Source organism: Candidatus Pantoea bituminis, assembly GCF_018842675.1.
Taxonomy (GTDB): domain Bacteria; phylum Pseudomonadota; class Gammaproteobacteria; order Enterobacterales; family Enterobacteriaceae; genus Pantoea; species Pantoea phytostimulans.
This window is the reverse complement of the sequence record NZ_JAGTWO010000004.1, coordinates 1,244,921-1,268,328: the sequence shown is the minus strand read 5'-3', so window position 1 is coordinate 1,268,328 and position 23,408 is coordinate 1,244,921. Positions and strand designations below refer to the sequence as shown.

The window sequence follows — 23,408 nt, the reverse complement described above, 5'->3', positions numbered from 1 at the left end:
TTCTTAAAGCTGCGCTAAAGTCGCCCCCTTTTTCCGGCATGGGGGCGAAAATGTTCATAGGATTTGATTACGGCACGGCTAACTGTTCTATTGCGGTAAGCGAAAACGGCGCGCCGCGTCTGTTGACGCTGGAAAATGGTCAGCGCCTGCTGCCTTCAATGATCTGTGCACCAACGCGCGAATCCATTAGCGAATGGTTGTATCGCCATCATCAAGTCGCTACCCCTGACAGTGAAACCACCGCGTTATTGCAGCGTGCGCTGCGTTATAACCGCGAAGAGGACATCGATGTCCTGCCCGGCAGCGTGCAGTTTGGTCTGACCGCGCTGCAACACTATATGGTTGATCCTGAAGATGTGTGGTTCGTTAAATCGCCTAAATCATTTCTGGGTGCCAGCGGCCTGAAGCCACAGCAGATCGCGCTGTTTGAAGATCTGGTTTGCGCCATGATGCTGCATATTCGCCAGCAAGGTGAGAGCCAACTCGATCAGTCGATCGATCAAGCCGTCATTGGCCGTCCAATTAACTTTCAGGGCTTGGGCAGTGAAGACGCGAACCAACAGGCAGAAGGTATCTTGCTGCGTGCAGCGAAGCGCGCCGGTTTCCGTGATGTGGAATTTCAGTTCGAACCGGTAGCGGCAGGACTTGATTTTGAAGCAACGCTGGAAAAAGAGACACGCGTGCTGGTCGTTGATATCGGTGGTGGTACGACAGACTGCTCAATGCTGCTGATGGGGCCACAATGGCGCAATCAATCCGATCGCCGTGAAAGCTTGCTTGGTCACAGCGGTTGCCGCGTTGGCGGTAACGATCTCGATATTACTCTCGCGTTTAAAACCCTGATGCCGTTGCTCGGGCTCGGCGGTAATACCCAAAAAGGCACCGCCCTGCCCGCTTTGCCTTGGTGGAATGCAGTTGCGATCAATGACGTTCCCGCTCAGAGTGAGTTTTACTCGGCAGCCTGCGGTAAGTTGCTGCGCGATCTCGTCCGTGATGCCGAAAATGGCGATGTTGTCGCACGCCTGCTGAAAGTGTGGCAACAGAAACTCAGTTATCGTCTGGTGCGTGCCGCAGAAGAGAGCAAAATTGCGCTGTCAGATCGCATCGAAACTGACGCAGCGCTCGACTTTATTGCGCCTTCTTTGCAGGCGGCAATCAGCGTAGAGATGCTGCGCGACGCAATCAACCAGCCGCTAGAGAAAATTCTTGAGCAGGTTCATCTGGCGCTTGCTACCAGCAGCATTAAACCCGATGTTATCTATCTCACCGGCGGTAGCGCCCGTTCTCCTCTGCTGCGCGCCGCGTTGCAGCAAGCTTTACCGGATACGCCAATCGCTGGCGGCGATGATTTCGCCTCGGTTACAGCAGGATTAGCGAGATGGGCTGAAGTGATGTTTGCTTAGCATTTGCATACTCTACATAGCGAAGCGGCCCATTCAAGGGCCGCTTTTTTTACTTTGGCTTGAGAGAGAAGCCAAAGTTAGCGCATCTGCTTGCGAAGCGAGCTCACCTCCCTGTGGAACCGCCCCGCTAACTTAACTGAAGCGCTCTGTTGCTCTCTTTATGCGTGACAGCACTGCTCGCCTTTATGCTATCCAATCAGAACGCGATATTCGCGCTAATCCCACCAATAAACGCATCCTTCACTTCGCTCACTGCACCCGGCGCGGTGACATATTGCAGGTTAGGACGCAGCGACATCCAGTTAGTGACTTTCGCGTTGTAATAGACTTCATAGTTGTATTCAGAACCCTCCTGAACCGGCAGATAGGTTGGGCTATCAAAATCAGTTTCGCCGTTAGCGCCATTCTGCTGACGCAGCGAGCGGGTGTAATCGCTGTTCACATGAATGCGTGCGGCACCGATACCAATCTCATCCTTAGGACGCGCATCAAACGGCCCCTTCCAGGTAAAAGCGATAGATTGATAGTTGTCGGTTTTTGAAGTTTTGTGGTCGTTCATTACCGCCTGAACGCGTACACCTATACCGCGATTAACGTCGCCATCCTGCGCCGTCAACTGTTGTTGCAACAACAGATAGCCGCCATAGGCGTGGTCTTTATCCTGATACGCGCCGTTGCGCCAGCTGCCATACACATCACCGTTGGCTGATGAGTAATAACCGCCAAGACGATAGTTACCTGGCAATTTTTGCGGGCCAAAGGTTGGCGTCCAGCCTAATTCTGCCGGCACCATATTGCCTTCAGAATTGCTGGTATCAAGGCGGAAACCATCACCGCGATCGTAGTTCGCTGCGTTCTGGTTATAGAAACCGACCTGGAAGAAGACCTCTGGCGTAATATTCAGCTTGATGCGGCCGCCCCATTGCGAAACCGGCCAGTTGAACCAGCGATCGCCACGCCAGTTCCCTGCCTGACCGCTGCCGAGCGCCAGGTTCTGGAACAGATTGCCATCAAAGTTATCGAAATCTTCGCCCACAGTGACGCGACCCGCTTTGATATCCACCACATTATCGAACAAGCCTTTGCGCAGCCAGAATTGCGTCAGACGCCAGGTTTGGCCACGTCCATAGACCTCCTGCACGGAGGACAACATACCGGTGCGCTTGTCAGCAACCTGCTCTGACAGGTTTTGTCCGTCACGATTAGTGACTGTCATCTGGAATTCCGCATCCTGCCAGTTAAGCAGTTTTTCCAGGTCGAAATTGGTGCCAAACGACCATTGGTCGCTGTAGCGCATGGTGGTGTTGGTGTCAGCGCCGCCCGCTAAGTTTGCCGCGCTTTCCATGGTGTAATTAACATCGAATTTAATGCCATCGTTTTGCAGCTGCGTTCGGTAACCGCCCCAATCACCAAACATCCACTCTGAGTCAGAACTCAGCGCGTCGGCTGCCATCGCCGATCCGCTTAACATCGCGAACATTAAGGTGCCGGTCGCGACGCGACGCAGCGGAAAGCGTTGCACTGCTTTTTTACTTTTCATGAGAATTATTCTTATGTGAGTTACTGGGAAGGACTCACGGAGGATAGTGCTAAGAAAAGTTCAATAATTATAAAAAAGTGCGCACGATTCAGCAAAATAGCAGTGCGTTAGCACATTTGTGAATGAGATCGCTTATTGGTCATTCTATGCAGACATTTCGCATTTTTTATCACACGCGATGTTGATAAAAAGAATCGGGATGATGACGAATAAAAAGGGGCGCATCCGCCCCTGTTGCTCATTTTTGGCTGGCTGCTGCCAGTTGTTCAATTTCTGACTGCGTTAACTTCAGTTGCGTGGCACCCACCAAGTCATCCAGTTGCTTAAGCGATGTTGCACTCACAATCGGTGCTGTTATGCTCGGACGGGCAATTTGCCAGGCAAGCGCAACCTGAGTGGGCGAAACGTGATGCGCGCTGCTGATCTCATCCAGCGCCGCAAGAATTTTTAATCCACGAGGATTAAGGTATTTTTCTATCACGCTTTGTCCGCGCGCGCTTTTAGAGGCATCTGCGGCAATACGATATTTACCGCTCAGAAAGCCGCTGGCGAGTGAGTAATAGTTGATGACGCCTAAACCGTGCTCCGTCACTACTTTTTCCAGCTCTGCTTCATAACCTGCACGATCATAAAGGTTGTACTCGGGTTGCAACGTTTCATAGCGGGCTAACCCTTCGCGTTCACTGATCTGTAATGCTTCCTGCAATCGCGCTGCACCATAGTTTGAAGCGCCAATGGCGCGTACTTTTCCTTCTTTGATCAATGAATCAAAGGCGGTCAGCGTCTCCGCTAACGGTGTCTCTTCATCATCCCGATGCGCCTGGTAAAGATCGATGTAATCGGTTTGCAGGCGACGTAACGACTCTTCCACGGCCTGGCGAATGTATTGCGGTTTCAGCCCTTTTTTATCAGGTGAAAGCTCCATGCCCACTTTGGTCGCCAGCACAATGCTGTCACGCTTGCCGCTTTTCTTCAGCCAGTTGCCAATAATCGTTTCCGATTCACCGCCTTTGTTGCCAGGCACCCAACGTGAATAAACGTCGGCAGTATCAATAAACCCTAATCCTTTCTCCACCAGCGCATCCAACAACGAAAATGAGGTGTTCTGGTCAACGGTCCAGCCAAAGACATTGCCACCAAACGTTAATAACGGAACCTCGATGCCGCTATTACCTAACTGCCGGGTTTCAACGTGACTCATGAGTTTCTCCTGTAAGCGAATCGAGACGGTATGTAATCAGCCTGTACCCTGGTTAATTCAAGTTGCAGGAAGGCGGCAAACGTGTGAATCCTCGCGAACTGACTTAAGTCAGTGTCCGGGGCAACGCGTGCCGTTAACGTTCATGCAGCTTGAAGTCTGAAGGGTATCGCAAAGAGAAATGAATCGTTAATGCCAATTCCAGATGGAATAGTGTCAGAAAATGAATACTTACCCTGACCTGACAGTTATCCTTATTTCCTTCAACTTCTGCCTGGCAGAGGCGATTACAATGAGGTCGTTTGCAGGTTGCCCTTTTTTCACCTGCCTGATGGGACTACGACACCGCTGGAGAGCAATTAAAACGATGAGCACCCGAAATCCTTTTACTAAAAAAGCCTGATTGTGCTGGTGGTAATTGCCGCAGCAGCAGGCGCTTATTACTGGTGGCAACACCCAACGCAACCGAATACCGACACCCAGGCTGATGCGCAGCCGCAGCGTGGTAAAGGCGGAGCCAACGCTCGCCGTCCACTTGCACCGGTACAAGCCGCAAGCGCGACGACGCAGAGCGTGCCGCAATTTATCAGCGGATTAGGGACAGTCACCGCAGCAAACACCGTTACGGTACGCAGTCGAGTGAATGGTGATTTAGTGGCTATTCATTTCACCGAAGGAGAGCAAATCAAAGCGGGCCAACTGCTTGCGGAAATTGATCCGCGGCCTTATCAGGTCGCCTTAACGCAGGCGCAAGGCCAGCTGGCGAAAGATCAGGCAACGCTCGCCAACGCCCGTCGCGATTTAGCGCGTTTTGAAAAGCTGGCGAAAACGTCGTTGGTTTCGCAGCAAGAACTCGATACACAGCGTTCGCTGGTGAATGAAACGTTGGGCACGCTGAAAGCCGACGAAGGCAGCGTGGCCAGCGCTCAACTTGACCTTACTTACAGCCGCATTACTTCACCCATTGACGGACGCGTTGGCTTGAAACAGGTCGATGTCGGCAACTATATCACCAGCGGTGATACCACTGGCATTGTCATCATTACGCAAACGCATCCGATTGATGTGGTCTTCAGCGTGGCGGAAAACAACATTAGCCAAATAGTAAACGCGCAAAAAAGCGGCGAGCCCTTGCTGGTTGAAGCCTGGGATCGCAGTAATCAAAACCTGATCACTACCGGTACGTTGTTGAGTCTGGACAACCAGATCGATGTCACCACCGGCACCATAAAAATCAAAGCGCGTTTTGATAACCAAGACGATCTGCTGTTTCCAAACCAATTCGTTAACGCACGCTTGAAGGTCAACACGTTACAAGATGCGATTGTGATCCCCACCGCTGCCCTGCAAATGGGCAACGAAGGTCATTTTGTCTGGGTAGTTAACAGTGAGAACAAGGTCAGCAAAAAGTGTGACCGCAGGATTACAGGACAGCCAGAAAGTGGTGATCACCGCTGGGCTAGATGCCGGTGAAAAAGTCGTCACCGACGGATTAGATCGCCTGACTGAAGGTGCGAAGGTAGAAGTCATTGCGCCGCAAAGCACCGCCGCGCGCAATAGCCGCGCAACCTTGCCGTCAAAAGGAGAGCGTGATTAATGCAGGTGCAGCCTCCTGAGTCCAGCGGTGGGCCGTCACGCCAGTTTATTCTGCGCCCGGTCGCCACCACGCTGTTGATGATTGCCCTATTACTGGCGGGCGTGCTCGGCTACCGTTTTTGCCGGTGTCGGCGCTGCCCGAAGTCGATTACCCGACAATTCAGGTAGTCACGCTTTATCCGGGTGCCAGCCCTGATGTGGTGACCTCTTCTATCACCGCTCCGCTCGAACGTCAGTTTGGTCAGATGTCCGGTCTGAAGCAGATGGCCTCGCAAAGCTCCGGCGGCGCATCGGTGGTTACGCTACAGTTTCAGCTTACGCTGCCGCTTGATGTGGCTGAGCAAGAAGTTCAGGCCGCGATTAACTCGGCGACCAATCTGTTGCCGAATGATCTGCCAAATCCACCGGTTTACAGCAAGGTCAATCCTGCCGATCCGCCGATTATGACGCTTGCCGTCACCACCAGCAGTATGCCGCTGACGCAAGTTCAGGACATGGTGGAAACGCGCATCGCGCAGAAAATTTCACAGGTTTCCGGCGTTGGCCTGGTCACGCTTTCGGGCGGACAGCGCCCGGCGGTGCGCGTAAAAATGAACGCACAGGCATTAGCGGCGCTGGGATTAACCAGCGAAACGGTGCGTAGCGCCATCAGCAACGCCAACGTCAACTCAGCCAAAGGCAGCCTCGACGGCCCGACTCGCTCAATCACGCTTTCTGCTAACGATCAGATGAAATCAGCAGAAGATTATCGCCAGTTGATTATCAGCTATATCAATGGTGCGCCAGTTCGATTGGGCGATGTCGCGACCATCGAACAAGGAGCAGAAAACAGCTGGCTGGGCGCGTGGGCAAATCGCGATCCGGCAATTGTGCTAAATGTGCAGCGTCAGCCGGGCGCGAATATCATCGCCACCGCCGACAACATTAACGCTATGCTGCCAGCGCTTACCGCCACCTTGCCCAAATCGGTTAGCGTCAAAGTACTGACCGATCGCACCACCAATATTCGCGCCTCGGTCAGCGATACGCAGCATGAGTTAATGCTGGCAATGGCGCTGGTCGTCATGATCATCTACCTGTTTCTGCGCAACATTCCTGCCACTATTATTCCTGCGGTGGCGGTGCCGCTGTCGCTGATTGGTACCTTTGCCGCGATGTATTTCCTCGACTTCTCGATCAACAACCTGACGCTGATGGCGCTAACCATCGCCACCGGTTTTGTGGTGGACGATGCGATTGTGGTGATCGAAAACATCTCGCGCTACATCGAAAAAGGGGAGAAACCGCTAACCGCCGCGCTTAAAGGCGCGGGGGAAATTGGTTTTACCATTATCTCACTGACCTTATCGCTGATTGCAGTGTTGATCCCGCTGCTGTTTATGGGCGATGTGATTGGGCGTCTGTTTCGGGAGTTTGCGGTTACGCTGGCGATAGCGATTTTGATATCAGGGATTGTGTCACTGACGCTCACGCCGATGATGTGCGCACGCATGCTTAGCGCCGAATCGCTGCGTAAGCAGAACCGTTTTTCCCGCGCCAGCGAAGCGATGTTTGACCGCATCATTGCCGTTTATGGCCGGGGTCTGACGCGCGTGTTAAATCATCCCTGGCTGACGTTATCTGTTGCGCTCGGCACGCTGGCTTTAACCGTTTTGCTCTGGATTGCGATTCCAAAAGGTTTCTTCCCACAGCAGGACAACAGCATTATTCAGGGCACGTTGCAGGCGCCACAATCTGTCTCCTACGCCAATATGGCGGAACGCACTCGCGATGTGGCGTCCGTTATCATGAAAGATCCGGCGGTGCAGAGCCTGACCTCCTTTGTGGGCGTTGACGGCACCAATGCAGCGTTGAATAGCGCGCGTTTGCAGATCAACCTCAAACCGCTCAATCAGCGCGAAGATCGTATTCCCGAAGTACAACAGCGCCTTCAGCAGCAGGTGAGTCAGATTCCTGGCGTGCAGCTGTGGTTGCAAGCGGTGCAAGATTTAACCATTGAGACGCAGGCCAGCCGCACGCCTTATCAGTTCACGCTGCAATCGGGATCGCTGGAATCGTTAAGTACTTGGGTGCCCGCGCTGTTAGCTGAACTGAATACATTGCCGCAGCTGCGAGATGTCAGCAGCAACTGGCAGGATCAAGGACTGGAAGCCTACGTCAATGTCGACCGCGCCAGCGCCAGCCGGTTAGGCATCAGCATGGCCGATGTGGATAACGCGCTGTACAACGCCTTTGGTCAGCGGCTGATTTCAACCATCTATACGCAGGCCAATCAGTATCGTGTGGTGCTGGAGCAGGACAATCACGCCACGCCAGGACTGCAAAGTCTGGATGCGATTCGTCTGGCCAGCAGTGAAGGCGGCAGCGTGCCGCTGAGCGCGATTGCCACGGTTGAGCAGCGTCATACGCCGCTTAGCATCAGCCATCTCGACCAGTTTCCCTCTGCCACCTTCTCGTTCAACGTTGGCGAGGGTTATTCTCTGGAAGATGCCGTCAACGCCGTCACCCAAGCCGAAGCGCAGCTTGGTATGCCTTCAGACGTAATGACACAATTTCAGGGCAGCACGCTGGCCTTTGAAGCGGCGCTGAGCAGCACTGTTTGGCTGATCGTCGCCGCTATTGTCGCGATGTATATCGTGCTGGGCGTGTTGTACGAAAGCTTTATCCATCCGATTACCATTCTTTCAACGCTGCCAACCGCAGGCGTTGGCGCGTTGCTGGCGCTGATGTTGAGTGGCAACGAGCTGGATGTTGTCGGCATTATCGGCATCATCCTGCTGATCGGGATAGTGAAGAAAAACGCCATCATGATGATCGACTTTGCGCTGGCCGCTGAACGAGAACAAGGCATGGCGCCTTATGACGCCATTTATCAGGCTTGTTTACTGCGCTTCCGCCCGATTTTAATGACCACGCTGGCAGCCTTGTTGGGCGCGTTGCCGCTGATGCTCAGTACCGGCGTTGGTGCTGAATTGCGTCATCCGCTTGGCATTGCGATGGTTGGCGGCTTGATCCTCAGCCAGATTCTGACGTTGTTTACCACGCCGGTAATCTATCTGCTGTTTGATCGTCTGGCTCATGCTACGCGCCGCCGTTTTCATCATTCGGAGGCGCAAGGGTGAAATTCTTTGCGTTGTTTATCCATCGGCCTGTCGCCACCACTTTATTGACGCTGGCGATTGCGCTGGCGGGCATCCTCGGCTTTCGCTTACTGCCGGTTGCCTCACTCCCACAGGTTGATTTTCCGGTCATTGTCGTTTCCGCCTCGCTGCCAGGCGCGGCGCCGGAAACCATGGCGTCATCCGTTGCAACGCCGCTGGAGCGTTCACTGGGGCGTATTGCAGGCGTCAGCGAAATGACGTCCACCAGTTCACTGGGCAGCACGCGCATCATTTTGGTGTTTGATTTTGATCGTGACATCAACGGCGCGGCGCGCGATGTGCAGGCCGCCATTAATGCTGCGCAAAGCCTGTTGCCAACCGGCATGCCAAGCCGTCCAACTTATCGCAAAGCCAACCCTTCTGATGCGCCGATCATGATCCTGACGCTGACCTCAGATACCTATAATCCGGGCCAGCTCTATGATTACGCTTCAACGCAGCTGGCACAAAAGCTGGCGCAAATTGAAGGCGTCGGCGATGTCACCGTCGGCGGCAGTTCACTCCCGGCGGTACGCGTGGCGCTGAATCCACAAGCGCTGTTTAATCAGGGCGTCTCGCTGGATGCAGTACGTGAAGCGATCTCGAATGCCAACCAGCGCCGCCCGCAAGGTGCATTGGACGACCGCGAACAGCGTTGGCAGCTGCGTACCAATGACAAACTGCAAACAGCCAGTGAATATCAGCCGTTGGTGGTGCATTACAACAAGGGCGCAGCGGTAAAATTGTCGGATGTCGCCACCGTCGAAGACTCGGTGCAGGACGTGCGCAACGCCGGGATGTCGCGCGGTAAACCTGCGGTGCTGCTGGTGGTGCGAAAAACGCCCGAAGCCAACGTAATTGATACCGTGGATCACATCCGTGCGGAGCTGCCAGAACTGCATGAAGTGATCCCTGCCGCCATTGATTTGCAGGTGGCGCAGGATCGCTCGCCAACCATTCGTGCGTCGCTGCATGAAGTTGAGCAATCGCTGGTGATTGCAGTGGTGCTGGTGATTTTGGTGGTGTTTGTTTTCTTGCGCTCAGGTCGCGCCACGCTGATCCCTGCGGCGGCGGTGCCGGTTTCGCTGATCGGCACCTTTGCGGCGATGTATCTGTGCGGCTTCAGTCTGAATAACCTGTCGCTGATGGCGCTGACCATCGCTACTGGGTTTGTCGTGGATGACGCGATAGTGGTGCTGGAAAACATTTCGCGCCATGTTGAAGCTGGCATGAAGCCGCTGGCGGCGGCGCTGAAAGGCGTGCGGGAAGTGGGATTTACCGTGCTATCGATGAGCTTATCGCTGGTTGCCGTGTTCCTGCCATTGCTGATGATCGGCGGCCTGATTGGTCGCTTTTTTGCTGAATTCGCGATTACGCTTTCCGTGGCGATTGTCATTTCGTTATTCATCTCCGTCACCCTAACGCCAATGATGTGCGCCTATTTGCTCAAACCCCACGCGCCGCGTAGCCAACCGCGCCAGCGCGGTTTTGGTCGCATCTTGATGGCGATCCAGCAAGGTTATGGACGTTCTCTAAATCTGGTGCTCAATCATGCCCGTTGGGTGCTACTGCTCTTTTTGGGCACCATCGCGCTAACGGTTTGGCTGTTTATCAGCATTCCCAAAACCTTTATGCCCGAGCAGGATACCGGCCGCCTTTCTGGCTTTATTTCTGCCGACCAGAGTATTTCGTTTCAGGCGATGCGCAGCAAGCTGCAAGACTTTATGACCATCGTAGGGGCCGATCCGGCGGTGGAAAGCGTGGTCGGTTTTACTGGCGGTATGCGTACCAACAGCGGCTCAATGTTTATTTCGTTGAAGCCGCTGTCGGAGCGCAGCGAAAGCGCGCAGGAAGTAATTGCACGGCTGAGAATCAAACTGGCGAAAGAACCTGGCGCAAACCTCTATCTCAATGCGGTGCAGGATCTTCGGGTTGGTGGGCGTGAATCCAATGCCAGCTATCAATATTCGCTGCTGTCAGACGATCTCAACGACCTGCGAACCTGGGAACCGAAGATTCGCCAAGCCTTTGCCGCCCTGCCCGAGTTAGCTGACGTGAACTCCGATCAGCAAGACAAAGGCAGCGAAATGGCGCTGACTTATGATCGCGAAAGCATGGCGCGTTTGGGAATAAACGTTACCGATGCCAATAGCTTGTTGAATAACGCCTTTGGTCAACGACAGATTTCCACTATTTATCAGCCGCTCAACCAGTACAAAGTGGTGATGGAAGTGGATCCGCGCTACACCCAAGACATCAGCGCCCTGGACCAGATGTTCGTGATTAACAGCGAAGGCAAAGCGATTCCGCTGTCGTGGTTCGCCAAGTGGCAGCCGGCTAACGCACCGCTGTCGGTAAACCATGAAGGGTTATCGGCGGCATCCACCATTTCATTCAACCTGCCGGAAGGCATTTCGCTGTCGCAGGCGTCAGAAGCGATTGATCGTACTATGACGGCGATCAGCGTACCCAGCAGCGTGCGCGGCAGTTTTGCCGGCACCGCGCAAATCTTCCAACAGTCACAAAGCAGCCAGGTTTGGTTGATGCTGGCGGCGATTGCGGCGGTGTATATCGTGCTGGGCATTCTGTACGAAAGCTATGTCCATCCGCTGACGATCTTATCGACTTTGCCTTCGGCAGGCGTGGGCGCATTGCTGGCGCTAAAGTTGTTCGATACGCCATTCAGTTTGATTGCGCTGATCGGAATTTTACTGCTGATTGGCATCGTCAAAAAGAATGCCATCATGATGGTGGACTTTGCCCTGGATGCGGAACGCAACGGCAATCTCAGCGCGCGTGACGCGATTTTCCAGGCGTGTCTGCTGCGTTTTCGCCCGATTCTGATGACCACACTGGCAGCGCTGTTTGGCGCGCTGCCGTTGATGTTAACCAGCGGCGACGGCGCGGAGCTACGCCAACCGCTTGGCATCACTATTGCGGGCGGCCTGGTCATGAGCCAGCTGTTAACGCTTTACACCACGCCGGTGGTCTATTTAATGATGGATAAGTTGCGCCGTAAAAAACGACATCACGCCGTTAACGCTACACAAAATTAGGAGACGCCTTAATGAGTACGCAGAACGCGACAGTTCGCTGGCAGCTGTGGATTGTCGCTTTCGGATTCTTTATGCAGACGCTGGACACCACCATCGTCAATACTGCGATTCCGTCGATGGCGCACGATCTTGGCGTCAGCCCGCTGCATATGCACTCGGTTATTGTCTCTTATCTGTTAACGGTGGCGGTGATGTTGCCCGTCAGCGGCTGGCTGGCCGACCGCTTCGGTGTCCGTAATATCTTTTTTACCGCTATCGTTCTTTTCAGCCTCGGATCGCTACTGTGCGCGTTTTCTGCCACGCTAGATCAACTGGTGATGGCGCGGGTGGTACAAGGCATTGGCGGTGCCATGATGGTACCGGTTGGGCGCTTAACGGTGATGAAAATCGTCCCGCGTGAACAATATATGTCGGCGATGACGTTTGTCACGCTGCCAGGACAAATCGGCCCGCTACTTGGCCCGGCGCTGGGCGGCGTGCTGGTGCAATACGCCAGCTGGCATTGGATCTTCTTAATCAATATTCCGGTCGGCATCATTGGCGCTATTGCGACTATCATGCTGATGCCGAACTATTCTATGCCGACGCGACGCTTCGATTTCCTCGGCTTTGTGCTGCTGGCCGCCGGGATGGCCACGCTGACGCTGGCGCTTGATGGTCAACGCAGCAGCGGCGGTTCAGCGTTGCTGCTCGGCGCAATGATCCTGATTGGCTTCTTCTCGCTGATTTTTTATTTGATGCATGCACGCGGCAACGAACGCGCCTTGTTTAGCCTGAAACTGTTCGACAATCGCGTCTATTCCATTGGCTTGCTCGGCAGCTTCACTGGCCGCATCGGCAGCGGCATGTTGCCGTTTATGACACCCATTTTCTTGCAGATCGGCATGGGATACAGCCCGTTTCATGCGGGATTGATGATGATCCCGATGGTGCTTGGTAACATGGGCATGAAACGCATCGTGGTGCGCATCGTCAACGTGTTTGGCTACCGCAACGTGCTGGTCGGCTCCACCATTGGACTCGCGCTGGTGGTGTTGCTGTTTCCGCTGGTGGCAATAATGGGCTGGATTTGGCTACTGCCGCTGGTGTTATTCCTGCAAGGCATGGTCAACGCGATTCGCTTCTCCTCCATGAACACCCTGACGTTGAAAGAGCTGCCCGATGAGCTCGCCTCCAGCGGCAACAGCTTGCTGTCGATGATCATGCAGCTTTCCATGAGTATTGGCGTCACCATCGCCGGTTTGTTATTGGGCGCATTGGGTCAGGATGCGGCGAGCGACAGCGCAGCCAGCCACCAGATGTTTGTCTATGCCTACTTGTGTATGGCGCTGATCATTATCCTGCCCGCGCTGGTGTTCTGGCGTGTACCCAAAGATCTCAGTAAAAACGTCGATATGCGACGTCGGAGAAGTGAATGAAACCGACCTTGCGCCTCGGGATTGGCGCCAAACTTTTTATGGCGATTTTCGCCACCTGCATGCTGGTTTTGATCACCATGCATTGGGGCGTGCGCCTCAGTTTTGAACATGGCTTTGTCGATTACATCAAGCGTGGCAATGAGCAACGTTTGAACATGCTCAGTGATGCGTTGGCAGACCAATATGAGCAGCATGGTAATTGGGATTTCGTGCGCAATAACGATCGGCTGGTGTTTAATATTCTGCGCTCGCTGGAGCAAAACCCCGACAGCAACAACCAGCTGCCGCCGCACGGCTGGCGCACGCAGTTTTGGGTTATCGATCAGCAATATAAAGTGCTGGTTGGCCCGCGATCGCCGGTTCCACAAGAGGGATCGCGCCGCAATATCACGCTGACCAATGGCAAGATTGTCGGTTGGGTGATCGGGTCGCCACCGGAGCGCCTGACGCGCAGTACCGATATCAACTTTGATCAGCAACAGCGGCGAACCAGCTGGTATATCGTGGGATTGTCAGCGCTGCTGGCCGCGCTGGTGACATGGATCATCGCTCGCGGATTGCTGGCACCCGTGAAACGCCTTGTCGATGGTACTCATCATCTGGCGGCAGGCAATTTTGCCAGCCGGGTTGAAGTCAGCAGCCATGACGAGTTGGGTCAGTTGGCGCATGACTTCAATCGTCTCGCCAGCTCTCTGGAGAAGAACGAAAGCATGCGTCGCGCCTTTATGGCCGACATCTCGCATGAGCTGCGCACGCCGCTGGCTATTCTGCGTGGTGAACTGGAAGCGATGCAGGATGGCGTGCGTAAGCTGACGCCCGAAGCGCTCGGCTCGCTGCAAAGTGAAGTGGTGGTACTCACCAAACTGGTGGACGATCTTCATCAACTCTCGCTTTCAGATGAAGGTGCCCTCGCCTATCGTAAACAGGCCACCGATTTAGTGCAGCTGCTGGAAGTCACGGCGGGCAGCTTCGCCGAACGCTATCGTTCACATGGCTTAACATTGAATTTGTTTCTGCCAGCACAAGCGCCGTTCTTTGGCGATCCCGATCGGCTGATGCAGCTGTTTACCAATTTGCTGGAAAACAGCCTGCGTTATACCGATTCGGGCGGCAGCGTGCAGGTGCGCATTGCTTATGAAGCACCTTACTGGACGCTGACCTTTGACGACAGCGCACCCGGCGTTGATGGCGATCATCAGACGCAAATCTTTGAGCGCTTCTTCCGTACCGAAGGCTCACGTAATCGTGCCAGCGGCGGCTCCGGTTTGGGACTGGCGATTTGTAAAAATATCGCCGAAGCACACGGCGGCAATATTTCTGCAGAGCACTCTGATTTAGGTGGCCTGAAAATCACGCTACAATTGCGCTATGTTCCTCATGCGTAGCAGATTATGAGCCAGGAAAAACAAGACCCGCTAATTCTTATCGTGGAAGATGAGCCAAAATTGGCCCAGTTAATGATTGATTATCTTCAGGCTTCCAATTACCGCACGCACCATATCGCGCACGGCAACGAGGTGCTGGATTACGTTCAGCACTCGCCGCCTGATTTACTGCTGCTGGATTTGATGCTACCCGGCACCGATGGCTTAACGTTGTGTCGGGAAATCCGCCGCTTCTCTGAATTGCCAATCATCATGGTGACAGCGCGAACCGAAGAGATTGATCGCCTGCTGGGGCTGGAAATCGGTGCCGACGATTACGTGTGCAAGCCGTTCAGCCCGCGTGAAGTGGTGGCGCGAGTTAAAACTATTCTGCGTCGGGTAAAACGTTCGCCGGAAGAGGCGCAGAAATCGTCGCTACTGAAAGTTGACGAAGGCCGTTTCCAGGCAAGCTGGCGCGAGCAACCGCTGGATTTAACCCCGCCGAGTTTCGCTTGTTGAAAACCCTGGCGCTGGAGCCGGGCAAAGTGTTTTCACGCGAACAACTGCTAAATCATCTCTATGACGATTATCGCGTCGTTACCGATCGTACCATCGACAGCCACATCAAAAACCTGCGTCGCAAGCTGGAGAATCTCGACAGCGAGCAACCCTTTATCCGTGCGGTGTATGGCATGGGATACCGCTGGGAAGCCGATCTCTGTCATTTGATCTAGATTGATTTGGATCAATTTACCTACGGCTGCTCACAGCCTACAATTCCGCACCTTTTATAGGGCCGTTATCCACGGCCCTATACGTGCCACCGTCGTCGGCGGCATGCTGACCTGACATCAGTGAGAAAACCTTTGAAACCAGAACTTCTTTCTCCAGCGGGAACGCTGAAGAACATGCGCTATGCCTTTGCTTATGGTGCTGACGCGGTTTACGCTGGCCAGCCACGCTACAGTCTGCGGGTGCGCAACAATGAATTCACCCACGAAATCCTCGCTCAAGGGATCAACGAAGCACACGCGCTGGGTAAAAAATTCTATGTGGTGGTGAACATCGCACCGCATAACGCCAAGCTTAAAACCTTTATACGTGACTTAACGCCAGTGATAGAGATGCAGCCGGACGCGTTGATCATGTCCGATCCAGGCTTGATCATGCTGGTCAGAGAGGCGTTTCCCCAGATGCCAATCCATCTTTCCGTGCAGGCTAACGCCGTGAATTGGGCGACGGTGAAATTCTGGCAGCAAATGGGATTAACGCGCGTCATCCTTTCTCGCGAGCTGTCGCTGGAAGAGATCGCCGAGATCCGTCAGCAGGTGCCAGAAATGGAGCTGGAAGTGTTTGTACATGGCGCGCTGTGCATGGCCTATTCCGGCCGCTGCCTGCTTTCTGGCTACATGAATAAACGCGACCCCAATCAGGGAACCTGCACCAATGCCTGCCGCTGGGAGTATAAAGTGGAAGAAGGCAAGCAGGATGAGGTGGGTAATATTGTTGAAATTTATCAGCCGGTTGAGGTGCAAAATATCACACCGACCTTGGGTAAAGGTCAGCCCACCGACAAGGTTTTCTTGCTGGAAGAGAAGATGAAGCCGGGCGAAGTAATGAGTGCCTTTGAAGATGAACACGGCACGTACATTATGAACTCCAAAGATCTGCGCGCTGTGGCGCACGTTGAGCGGTTGAGTCAAATGGGCGTGCATTCGTTGAAAATTGAAGGCCGCACCAAATCATTCTATTACTGCGCGCGCACCGCTCAGGTTTATCGTCGCGCCATTGACGATGCAGCCAGCGGTAAACCCTTTGATCCTGAACTGCTGATGACACTGGAAGGCCTGGCGCATCGCGGCTATACCGAAGGTTTTTACGGCGCCACACGCATGACAGCTATCAAAATTATCAGCAAGGTTATTCGATCTCCGAGCGACAGCAATTTGTTGGCGAGTTTACCGGCGAACGCCGTGGCGATTGGGCAGAAGTAGCGGTGAAAAATAAGTTTATGCTGCATGACAGTCTGGAAATTATGACCCCTTCAGGCAATCTGATCTGTACGCTGGATGCCCTGCAAAATGCGCGCGGCGAAGCGATCGATGTTGCGCCCGGTGACGGACATCGCGTCTGGATGCAAGTGCCAGAAACGGTTGATTTGTCATTTAGTTTACTGCTGAGAAATTTCACCGAAGGTCTAAGCACGCGTGATCCCCATGGCAAAACGTTAACTATTGGAAACATTTAGACGAAGTTAGAGTAGGATCACAGACCGCCGCTTCGCCCTGTTTTATAGTCGCGCCTGCTTCGAACGAGTAACAATAAAGCAAGTATTACCAGGAACCACCTCATTCACCCGCCCGGCTCCCCCGCGCGGGTTTTCTTTTTCTCCCATTCGCCAATCTTTTTACAGCCTCAGCTGTGCTATAACCTTTGCTCTGAGCTGATCTTCCAGGAAAAAATAATGGACAAAAATTCGCTAACGCTACTGATCCTCAATGGCAAAGGCGCAGGTAACGAAGATCTGCGCGCAGCTATCAATACACTGCGTGATGAAGGCTTTAATATTGCTGTGCGCGTCACCTGGGAGAAAGGTGATGGACAGCGCTATTTAGATGAAGCCATTACGCTGGAAGCTGAAACCGTAGTTGCAGGCGGCGGTGATGGCACCATCAATGAAATTGCAACTGCTCTGGCCGCTATCGAGGCTTCAGCACGCCCTGTTTTAGGTATCCTGCCGCTGGGCACCGCCAATGATTTCGCCACCAGCGTCGGCATTCCCGCCGAGATGGAACCGGCGTTGCGCCTGGCGATTCAGGGCAAAGCCAGCATGATCGATTTGGCTCGCGTGAATCAGGATCGTTATTTTATCAACATGGCAACCGGCGGCTTTGGTACGCGTATTACCACTGAAACGCCAGAGAAGTTAAAGTCTGCACTCGGCGGCGTCTCTTACTTTATTCATGGCCTGATGCGCATGGATACCCTGAAAGCCGACAGTTGCGAAATCAGCGGGCCAGATTTTCACTGGCAAGGCGATGCGCTGGTGATCGGCATCGGCAATGGGCGTCAGGCAGGCGGCGGACAACGCTTATGTCCTTCGGCGTTGATCAACGATGGGCAACTCGATATCAGCATTGTTACCGCACAGGAGCTGTTGCCCACATTGATGCACTCATTGACCGGCGACGATGACAATCCAGGCATTGTCAGAAAGAAGCTGCAATCGCTGCATATTCTTTCGCCGCATGAAATGACCTTCAACCTTGATGGCGAGCCGCTGTCGGGCCGTGAGTTTCATATCGATGTTCTGCCCGGCGCGCTGAGTTGTCGCTTACCACCACAGTGTCCGCTATTAGCCTGATGCTGGCTCAAGGGGCGGTGCGCCGCCCTTTTCTCTTTGAAACTTCCCCTTACCTGTTAAGCACAGTGTGATTCTGTTCACAACTTCGCTACATCAACTTGTATGGTAGTATTAATGCGCGTATTTTTTCATCATTGAACGCTGGATAAAGGCTTACATCGATGAAAATTGTTAACGCGGAAGTGTTTGTAACCTGCGCAGGCAGAAACTTTGTCACCCTTAAGATCACCACCGATGAAGGCTTAACTGGCATTGGCGACGCGACGCTGAATGGCCGTGAATTACCTGTTGCCTCCTATCTGAAAGATCACGTTTGCCCGCAGTTGATTGGCCGCGATGCGCATCAAATCGAAGACATCTGGCAATACTTTTACAAAGGTGCGTACTGGCGTCGTGGCCCTGTCACCATGTCTGCGATTTCTGCCGTGGATATGGCACTGTGGGACATCAAAGGCAAAGCCGCCAACATGCCGCTTTATCAGTTGCTTGGTGGCGCATCGCGCACCGGCGTGATGGTCTATTGCCACACCACCGGGCATTCTATTGATGAAGTGATGGACGATTACGCCAAACATAAAGAGCTGGGCTTTAAAGCGATTCGCGCCCAATGCGGCGTACCCGGAATGAAAACCACTTACGGCATGGCAAAAGGCAAAGGTCTGGCTTATGAGCCTGCTACCAAAGGTAACTGGCCAGAAGAGCAATTATGGTCAACCGAAAAATACCTCGATTTTACGCCAAAGCTGTTTGAAGCGATCCGCGATAAGTTTGGCTTTGACGAGCATCTGTTGCATGACATGCATCATCGCCTGACGCCAATTGAAGCCGCGCGCTTCGGAAAAAGCGTGGAAGATTACCGCCTGTTCTGGATGGAGGATCCGACCCCTGCTGAAAACCAAGCGTGTTTCCGTCTGATCCGTCAGCATACCGTCACGCCAATTGCGGTAGGCGAAGTGTTCAACAGCATCTGGGATTGTAAACAGCTGATTGAAGAGCAGCTGATTGATTATATCCGCACCACCATTACCCACGCAGGCGGCATCACCGGTATGCGCCGTATTGCCGATTTTGCTTCGCTGTATCAGGTTCGCACCGGCTCGCACGGCCCTTCGGATCTCTCGCCGGTTTGCATGGCTGCTGCGCTGCACTTTGACCTGTGGGTACCCAATTTCGGCGTTCAGGAATATATGGGCTTCTCCGAGCAGATGATGGAACTGTTCGACGCCAACTGGACGTTCGAAGATGGTTACATGCATCCGGGCAACAAACCGGGTTTAGGTATCGACTTCAATGAAAAACTTGCGTCGAAATATCCCTATGAACCTGCCTATTTACCCGTAGCCCGCCTCGAAGATGGCACGCTGTGGAACTGGTAAGGAGAACACAATGAAAAGTGTCGTTATTGAGCAACCTGGCGAGCTGGTGCTGGCCGAACGTCCAATGCCGCAACCCGCTGCGGGTGAAGTGCGGGTTAAGGTGCAGTTTGCCAGTATTTGTGGATCTGACGTGCATATCTGGCATGGTCATAATCCGTTTGCCAAATATCCCCGCGTCATTGGCCATGAGTTTTTTGGCGTGATTGATGCTTTAGGCGAAGGCGTTGATGCTGTGCGCCTCGGTGAACGTGTGGCGGTCGACCCAGTGGTGAGCTGTGGCGCTTGCTATCCGTGTTCAGTAGGCCGGCCAAATGTGTGCAAGGAATTACAGGTCATTGGCGTGCATCGTGACGGCGGCTTCAGTGAATATGCGGTGGCTCCGGCGAAAAATGCGTATCGTCTGCCCGCCTCAATTCCCGACAAACTGGCCAGTTTGGTTGAGCCTTTCACCATTGCGGCAAACATCACTGCGTTTCTCAAGCCGCAGCAGCAAGATGTTGCGTTAATTTACGGCGCAGGCCCGATGGGTTTAACCGCTATTCAGGTGCTGAAAGGCGTCTATAACGTGGATCAGGTATTGGTGGTAGATCGTCTACCTGAGCGGCTGGAATTAGCGTTGCAGAACGGTGCGGATCGCGTCTTTAACAACGCTGACGTGCCGCTGGCGGCGCAGTTAGAAGGGTTACAGCCAACATTGATTATTGATGCTGCCTGCCACCCTACGATTTTGGCTGAAGCGGCCGCCCTCGCCTCACCGGCTGCGCGCATCGGTTTACTCGGTTTTTCCGGCGAGCCGTGCAGCATTACTCAGCAAAGTTTAACCAGCAAGGAGCTGTCGCTGTTTACCTCGCGTTTGAACAGCCATCGCTTTCCGCAGGTCATTGAATGGATGGAAAAAGGGTTAATCCAGCCGGAGAAGCTGGTCACACACTATTTCCCTTTGCACGACATCGAACGTGCGATGACGCTGTTCGAAAAAGATCCACGTACCTGCTGCAAGGTGATTCTTCAAATGCGTTAACCTAGCCTGAACACCAGGTGTCCTCTGCCGGTACGTACCCGCCGGCCTATTACAAGTAGAAAACAGATCACGGAGTTTCTATGTTCAAGAATCTGCGCTGGACCCTCGTATTGCTGCTGTTCCTTGTCTACATGATCAACTACCTCGATCGCGTAGCGCTGTCGTTGACTGTTCCAATGGTGGAAAAAGATCTGGCGATTAATGCTGAGCAGTTCGGCATGATTTTCGGTAGCTTCTTCTTCGGCTATGCGTTGTTTAACTTTGTTGGTGGCCTGGCGACCGACAAATTTGGCCCAAAAATCGTGCTCGCCGTGGCTGTTGGCGCTTGGTCAATTTTTTGCGGCATGACCGCATTGGCCACCGGTTTCTGGTCACTGTTGATTCTGCGCGTGTTGTTCGGCATGGCGGAAGGCCCAATTTGCGCCTCGGCGAACAAAGCTATTAACGGCTGGTTCCCGAAAAAACAGGCAGCAACCGCCATGGGTTTGCTGAGCGCCGGTTCACCGCTGGGCGGCGCGGTTGCCGGTCCAATCATCGGTTATCTGGCACTTGCTTACGGTTGGCGTCCAGCGTTTGTTATCGTCTGCTGCATCGGGTTGGTTTGGATGACCATCTGGCTGTTCTTTGCGGCGGATAACCCGGCAAAAAGCAAGCTGGTGACTGAAAAAGAGCGTGCGCTGATTGATCATATGAAGGCTGAAAACCCGAATGATGAAGCTGACCTTTCGCAAACTGCTCATCCCTTTGGCTATTATCTGCGTCAGCCCATTATCCTGGTCACCGCATTTGCCTTCTTCTGTTACAACTACATTCTGTTCTTCTTCCTGAGCTGGTTCCCGGCCTATCTGGTGCAGGCGCATGGCCTGGATATCAAGGCCATGAGCATCACGACGATGATCCCGTGGATTGTTGGCTTTGTCGGCCTGGCACTCGGCGGCTTGATCTCCGATAAAATCTTCAACATCACTGGCAAGTTGCTGTTGTCACGTAAAATTGTGTTAGTGGTCTCACTGTTTGCTGCCGCCATTTGTGTCGCACTGGCGGGTACGATAAAAGATGTGGTGCCTGCCGTGATGATGATGTCGATATCGATCTTCTTCCTCTACATCACCGGCGCGATTTACTGGGCGATTATTCAGGATGTCGTGCACAAAAGCCGCGTCGGCAGCATCAGTGGATTTATTCATCTGGTGGGCAGTTTGTCGGGCATCATCGGTCCCATCGTGACCGGCTTCATTGTGCAGCACACCGGCAAGTTCGACAGCGCCTTTATCCTGGCGGGATGTGTCGCCGCCGTGGGTGCATTCCTGGTGCTGTTTGTGATTCGCAGTCCGAAAACCATCGACAAACCGGTTTCGGTTTAAGCAGGACGCGGTTAATGCATTACTGATTACGGGGCGCATGGCGCCCCGTTTGCCATAAGGACAGACTATGTTAGATATCGATCGCCTTCCCGCTGACGTTCAGCGCCCGCGCTACGACCGTAGCAAACTTAAAACGCGTATGGTGCATATTGGCTTTGGCGCCTTCCACCGCGCCCATCAGGCGCTGTGCAGCGACAAGCTGGCTGAGCAAGGTTCAGATTGGGGCTATTGCGAAGTGAATCTCAACAGCGGCGCACTTATTCAGGCGCTGCGTGAACAGGATTTGCTCTACACCGTGACAGAGATGGCCGACGACTCGCTGAATACCCGCGTAATTGGCGTGATCACTGCTGCGCTGCACGGCAAAGGCGACGGAATCGAGGCGGTGATTGACGCCATGAGCCAGCCAGACGTCGCCATTGTTTCGATGACCGTAACGGAAAAGGGTTATTGCCATTTACCTGCCAGCGGTGATCTCAATCCAGATCACCCTGATATCGTGCATGACCTTGCCCAGCCAGACGCGCCACGCTCTTTGCCTGGCCTGATACTGGCGGCAATCCGCCGCCGTCGCGACGCCGGGTTAGCGCCGTTTAGCGTGATGTCTTGTGACAATATGCCGGAAAATGGCCATGTCACGCGCAATGTGATTGTGCAACTGGCGCAGCGTCAGGATGACGATTTAGCCGACTACATTCAGCACCACATCACTTTCCCTTCCACGATGGTTGATCGCATTGTACCTGCCATGACTGAAAGCGCTTTCGAGCAGCTCACCGCGCGTCTGGGTTCGGAGGATCCGGTGGCCGTAGAAGCAGAGCCGTTTTTTCAGTGGGTGGTTGAAGATAACTTTGTCAGCGGCCGCCCAGCGTGGGAAAAAGCCGGTGCCGAACTGGTAAACGATGTACTGCCTTTTGAAGAGATGAAGCTGCGGATGCTGAATGGTAGCCATTCATTCCTCGCCTATTTGGGTTTTTTGGCGGGCTACGAACACATCAGCGATTGCATGAATGACAGCCACTTCCGGGCCGCCGCTCGCGCATTAATGGTGGATGAGCAAGCGCCAACCTTGCGCACTCAAGGGGTAGATTTGCAAGCCTACGCCGACTCGTTAATCGCCCGCTATGAAAACCGCGCGATTAAACATCGTACTTATCAGATCGCTACCGATGGCACCCAAAAGTTGCCGCAACGGATATTGGATAGTCTGCGCTGGCATCTGCGTAACGGCAGCCGCTGCGACCTGCTGCTGCTTGGCGTTGCCGCCTGGATGCGTTATGTCGGCGGTGTAGATGAACAAGGCCAGCCGATTGAGATACGAGATCCTCTGAAAAATGCGCTGGCCGAGTGTGTGAAAAACAGCGAAGACGGTGAAGCTCGCGTGCGGGCTTTGTTGGGGATGAACGCGGTGTTTGGCGAAGATTTGGCACAAAATGGTGACTTTGTTGCCCGATTAACGCATTTTTATCAGCAACTGGTGCAGCAAGGCGCCCGCGCTACCGTACATCAAATAATGAACGCGGCATGATTGTTCGGTAGCAAAAGCACTGGCGCAGATGCAGCGTGCT

11 protein-coding genes and 4 pseudogenes are annotated in these 23,408 nt (G+C 53.7%); 13 read left to right on the top strand and 2 right to left on the bottom strand.

Features of this window, described 5'->3' with window-relative positions:
• The first annotated feature begins 50 nt into the window (after nt 1-50).
• Nucleotides 51-1,403: a molecular chaperone gene (gene yegD / locus KQP84_RS09590; RefSeq protein ID WP_215846244.1), complete on the top strand. Its 1,353-nt coding sequence runs from the start codon at nt 51-53 to the stop codon at nt 1,401-1,403.
• 196 nt (nt 1,404-1,599) lie between these two features.
• On the opposite strand, the gene KQP84_RS09585 is transcribed toward yegD, so the two are convergent.
• A complete protein-coding gene (locus KQP84_RS09585) occupies nt 1,600-2,943 on the bottom strand; it encodes a carbohydrate porin (RefSeq protein ID WP_215846242.1) in 1,344 nt (447 codons plus the stop codon).
• Between the two features lie 238 nt (nt 2,944-3,181).
• A complete protein-coding gene (locus KQP84_RS09580; protein ID WP_215846240.1) occupies nt 3,182-4,144 on the bottom strand; it encodes an aldo/keto reductase in 963 nt (320 codons plus the stop codon).
• Nucleotides 4,145-4,540: 396 nt separating this feature from the next.
• On the opposite strand from KQP84_RS09580, the pseudogene KQP84_RS09575 reads away from it, so the two are divergent.
• From KQP84_RS09575 to KQP84_RS09520, 12 genes and pseudogenes are all read left to right on the top strand, one after another.
• A pseudogene (locus tag KQP84_RS09575) lies at nt 4,541-5,738 on the top strand (MdtA/MuxA family multidrug efflux RND transporter periplasmic adaptor subunit).
• Nucleotides 5,738-8,859, top strand: a pseudogene (locus KQP84_RS09570) (MdtB/MuxB family multidrug efflux RND transporter permease subunit). Before KQP84_RS09575 ends, KQP84_RS09570 begins: the two co-directional pseudogenes overlap by 1 nt.
• On the top strand, nt 8,856-11,933 hold the full coding sequence (mdtC, locus tag KQP84_RS09565) for a multidrug efflux RND transporter permease subunit MdtC (RefSeq protein WP_215846231.1): 3,078 nt from the start codon (nt 8,856-8,858) through the stop codon (nt 11,931-11,933). Before KQP84_RS09570 ends, mdtC begins: the two are co-directional and overlap by 4 nt.
• A gap of 11 nt (nt 11,934-11,944) precedes the next feature.
• Nucleotides 11,945-13,351, top strand: coding sequence for an MFS transporter (locus KQP84_RS09560; RefSeq protein ID WP_215846229.1), 1,407 nt, complete (start codon nt 11,945-11,947; stop codon nt 13,349-13,351).
• Nucleotides 13,348-14,736 (top strand): envelope stress sensor histidine kinase BaeS, encoded by a 1,389-nt coding sequence (baeS, locus tag KQP84_RS09555; RefSeq protein WP_215846227.1) that lies wholly within the window; start codon nt 13,348-13,350, stop codon nt 14,734-14,736. The genes KQP84_RS09560 and baeS overlap by 4 nt, the downstream gene beginning before the upstream one ends.
• A gap of 6 nt (nt 14,737-14,742) precedes the next feature.
• Nucleotides 14,743-15,449, top strand: a pseudogene (gene baeR / locus KQP84_RS09550) (envelope stress response regulator BaeR).
• Between the two features lie 174 nt (nt 15,450-15,623).
• Nucleotides 15,624-16,963: pseudogene (gene trhP, locus KQP84_RS09545) on the top strand (prephenate-dependent tRNA uridine(34) hydroxylase TrhP).
• 216 nt (nt 16,964-17,179) lie between these two features.
• Entirely contained in the window at nt 17,180-18,079 is a 900-nt protein-coding gene (gene yegS, locus KQP84_RS09540; protein WP_215846225.1) for a lipid kinase YegS, read from the top strand.
• Nucleotides 18,080-18,240: 161 nt separating this feature from the next.
• On the top strand, nt 18,241-19,455 hold the full coding sequence (gene manD / locus KQP84_RS09535; RefSeq protein ID WP_215846223.1) for a D-mannonate dehydratase ManD: 1,215 nt from the start codon (nt 18,241-18,243) through the stop codon (nt 19,453-19,455).
• 10 nt (nt 19,456-19,465) lie between these two features.
• Entirely contained in the window at nt 19,466-20,476 is a 1,011-nt protein-coding gene (locus tag KQP84_RS09530; RefSeq protein ID WP_215846222.1) for a Zn-dependent oxidoreductase, read from the top strand.
• A gap of 80 nt (nt 20,477-20,556) precedes the next feature.
• Entirely contained in the window at nt 20,557-21,840 is a 1,284-nt protein-coding gene (locus tag KQP84_RS09525; protein WP_215846220.1) for an MFS transporter, read from the top strand.
• 67 nt (nt 21,841-21,907) lie between these two features.
• Nucleotides 21,908-23,368, top strand: coding sequence for a mannitol dehydrogenase family protein (locus tag KQP84_RS09520; protein ID WP_215846218.1), 1,461 nt, complete (start codon nt 21,908-21,910; stop codon nt 23,366-23,368).
• Nucleotides 23,369-23,408: the final 40 nt, after the last annotated feature.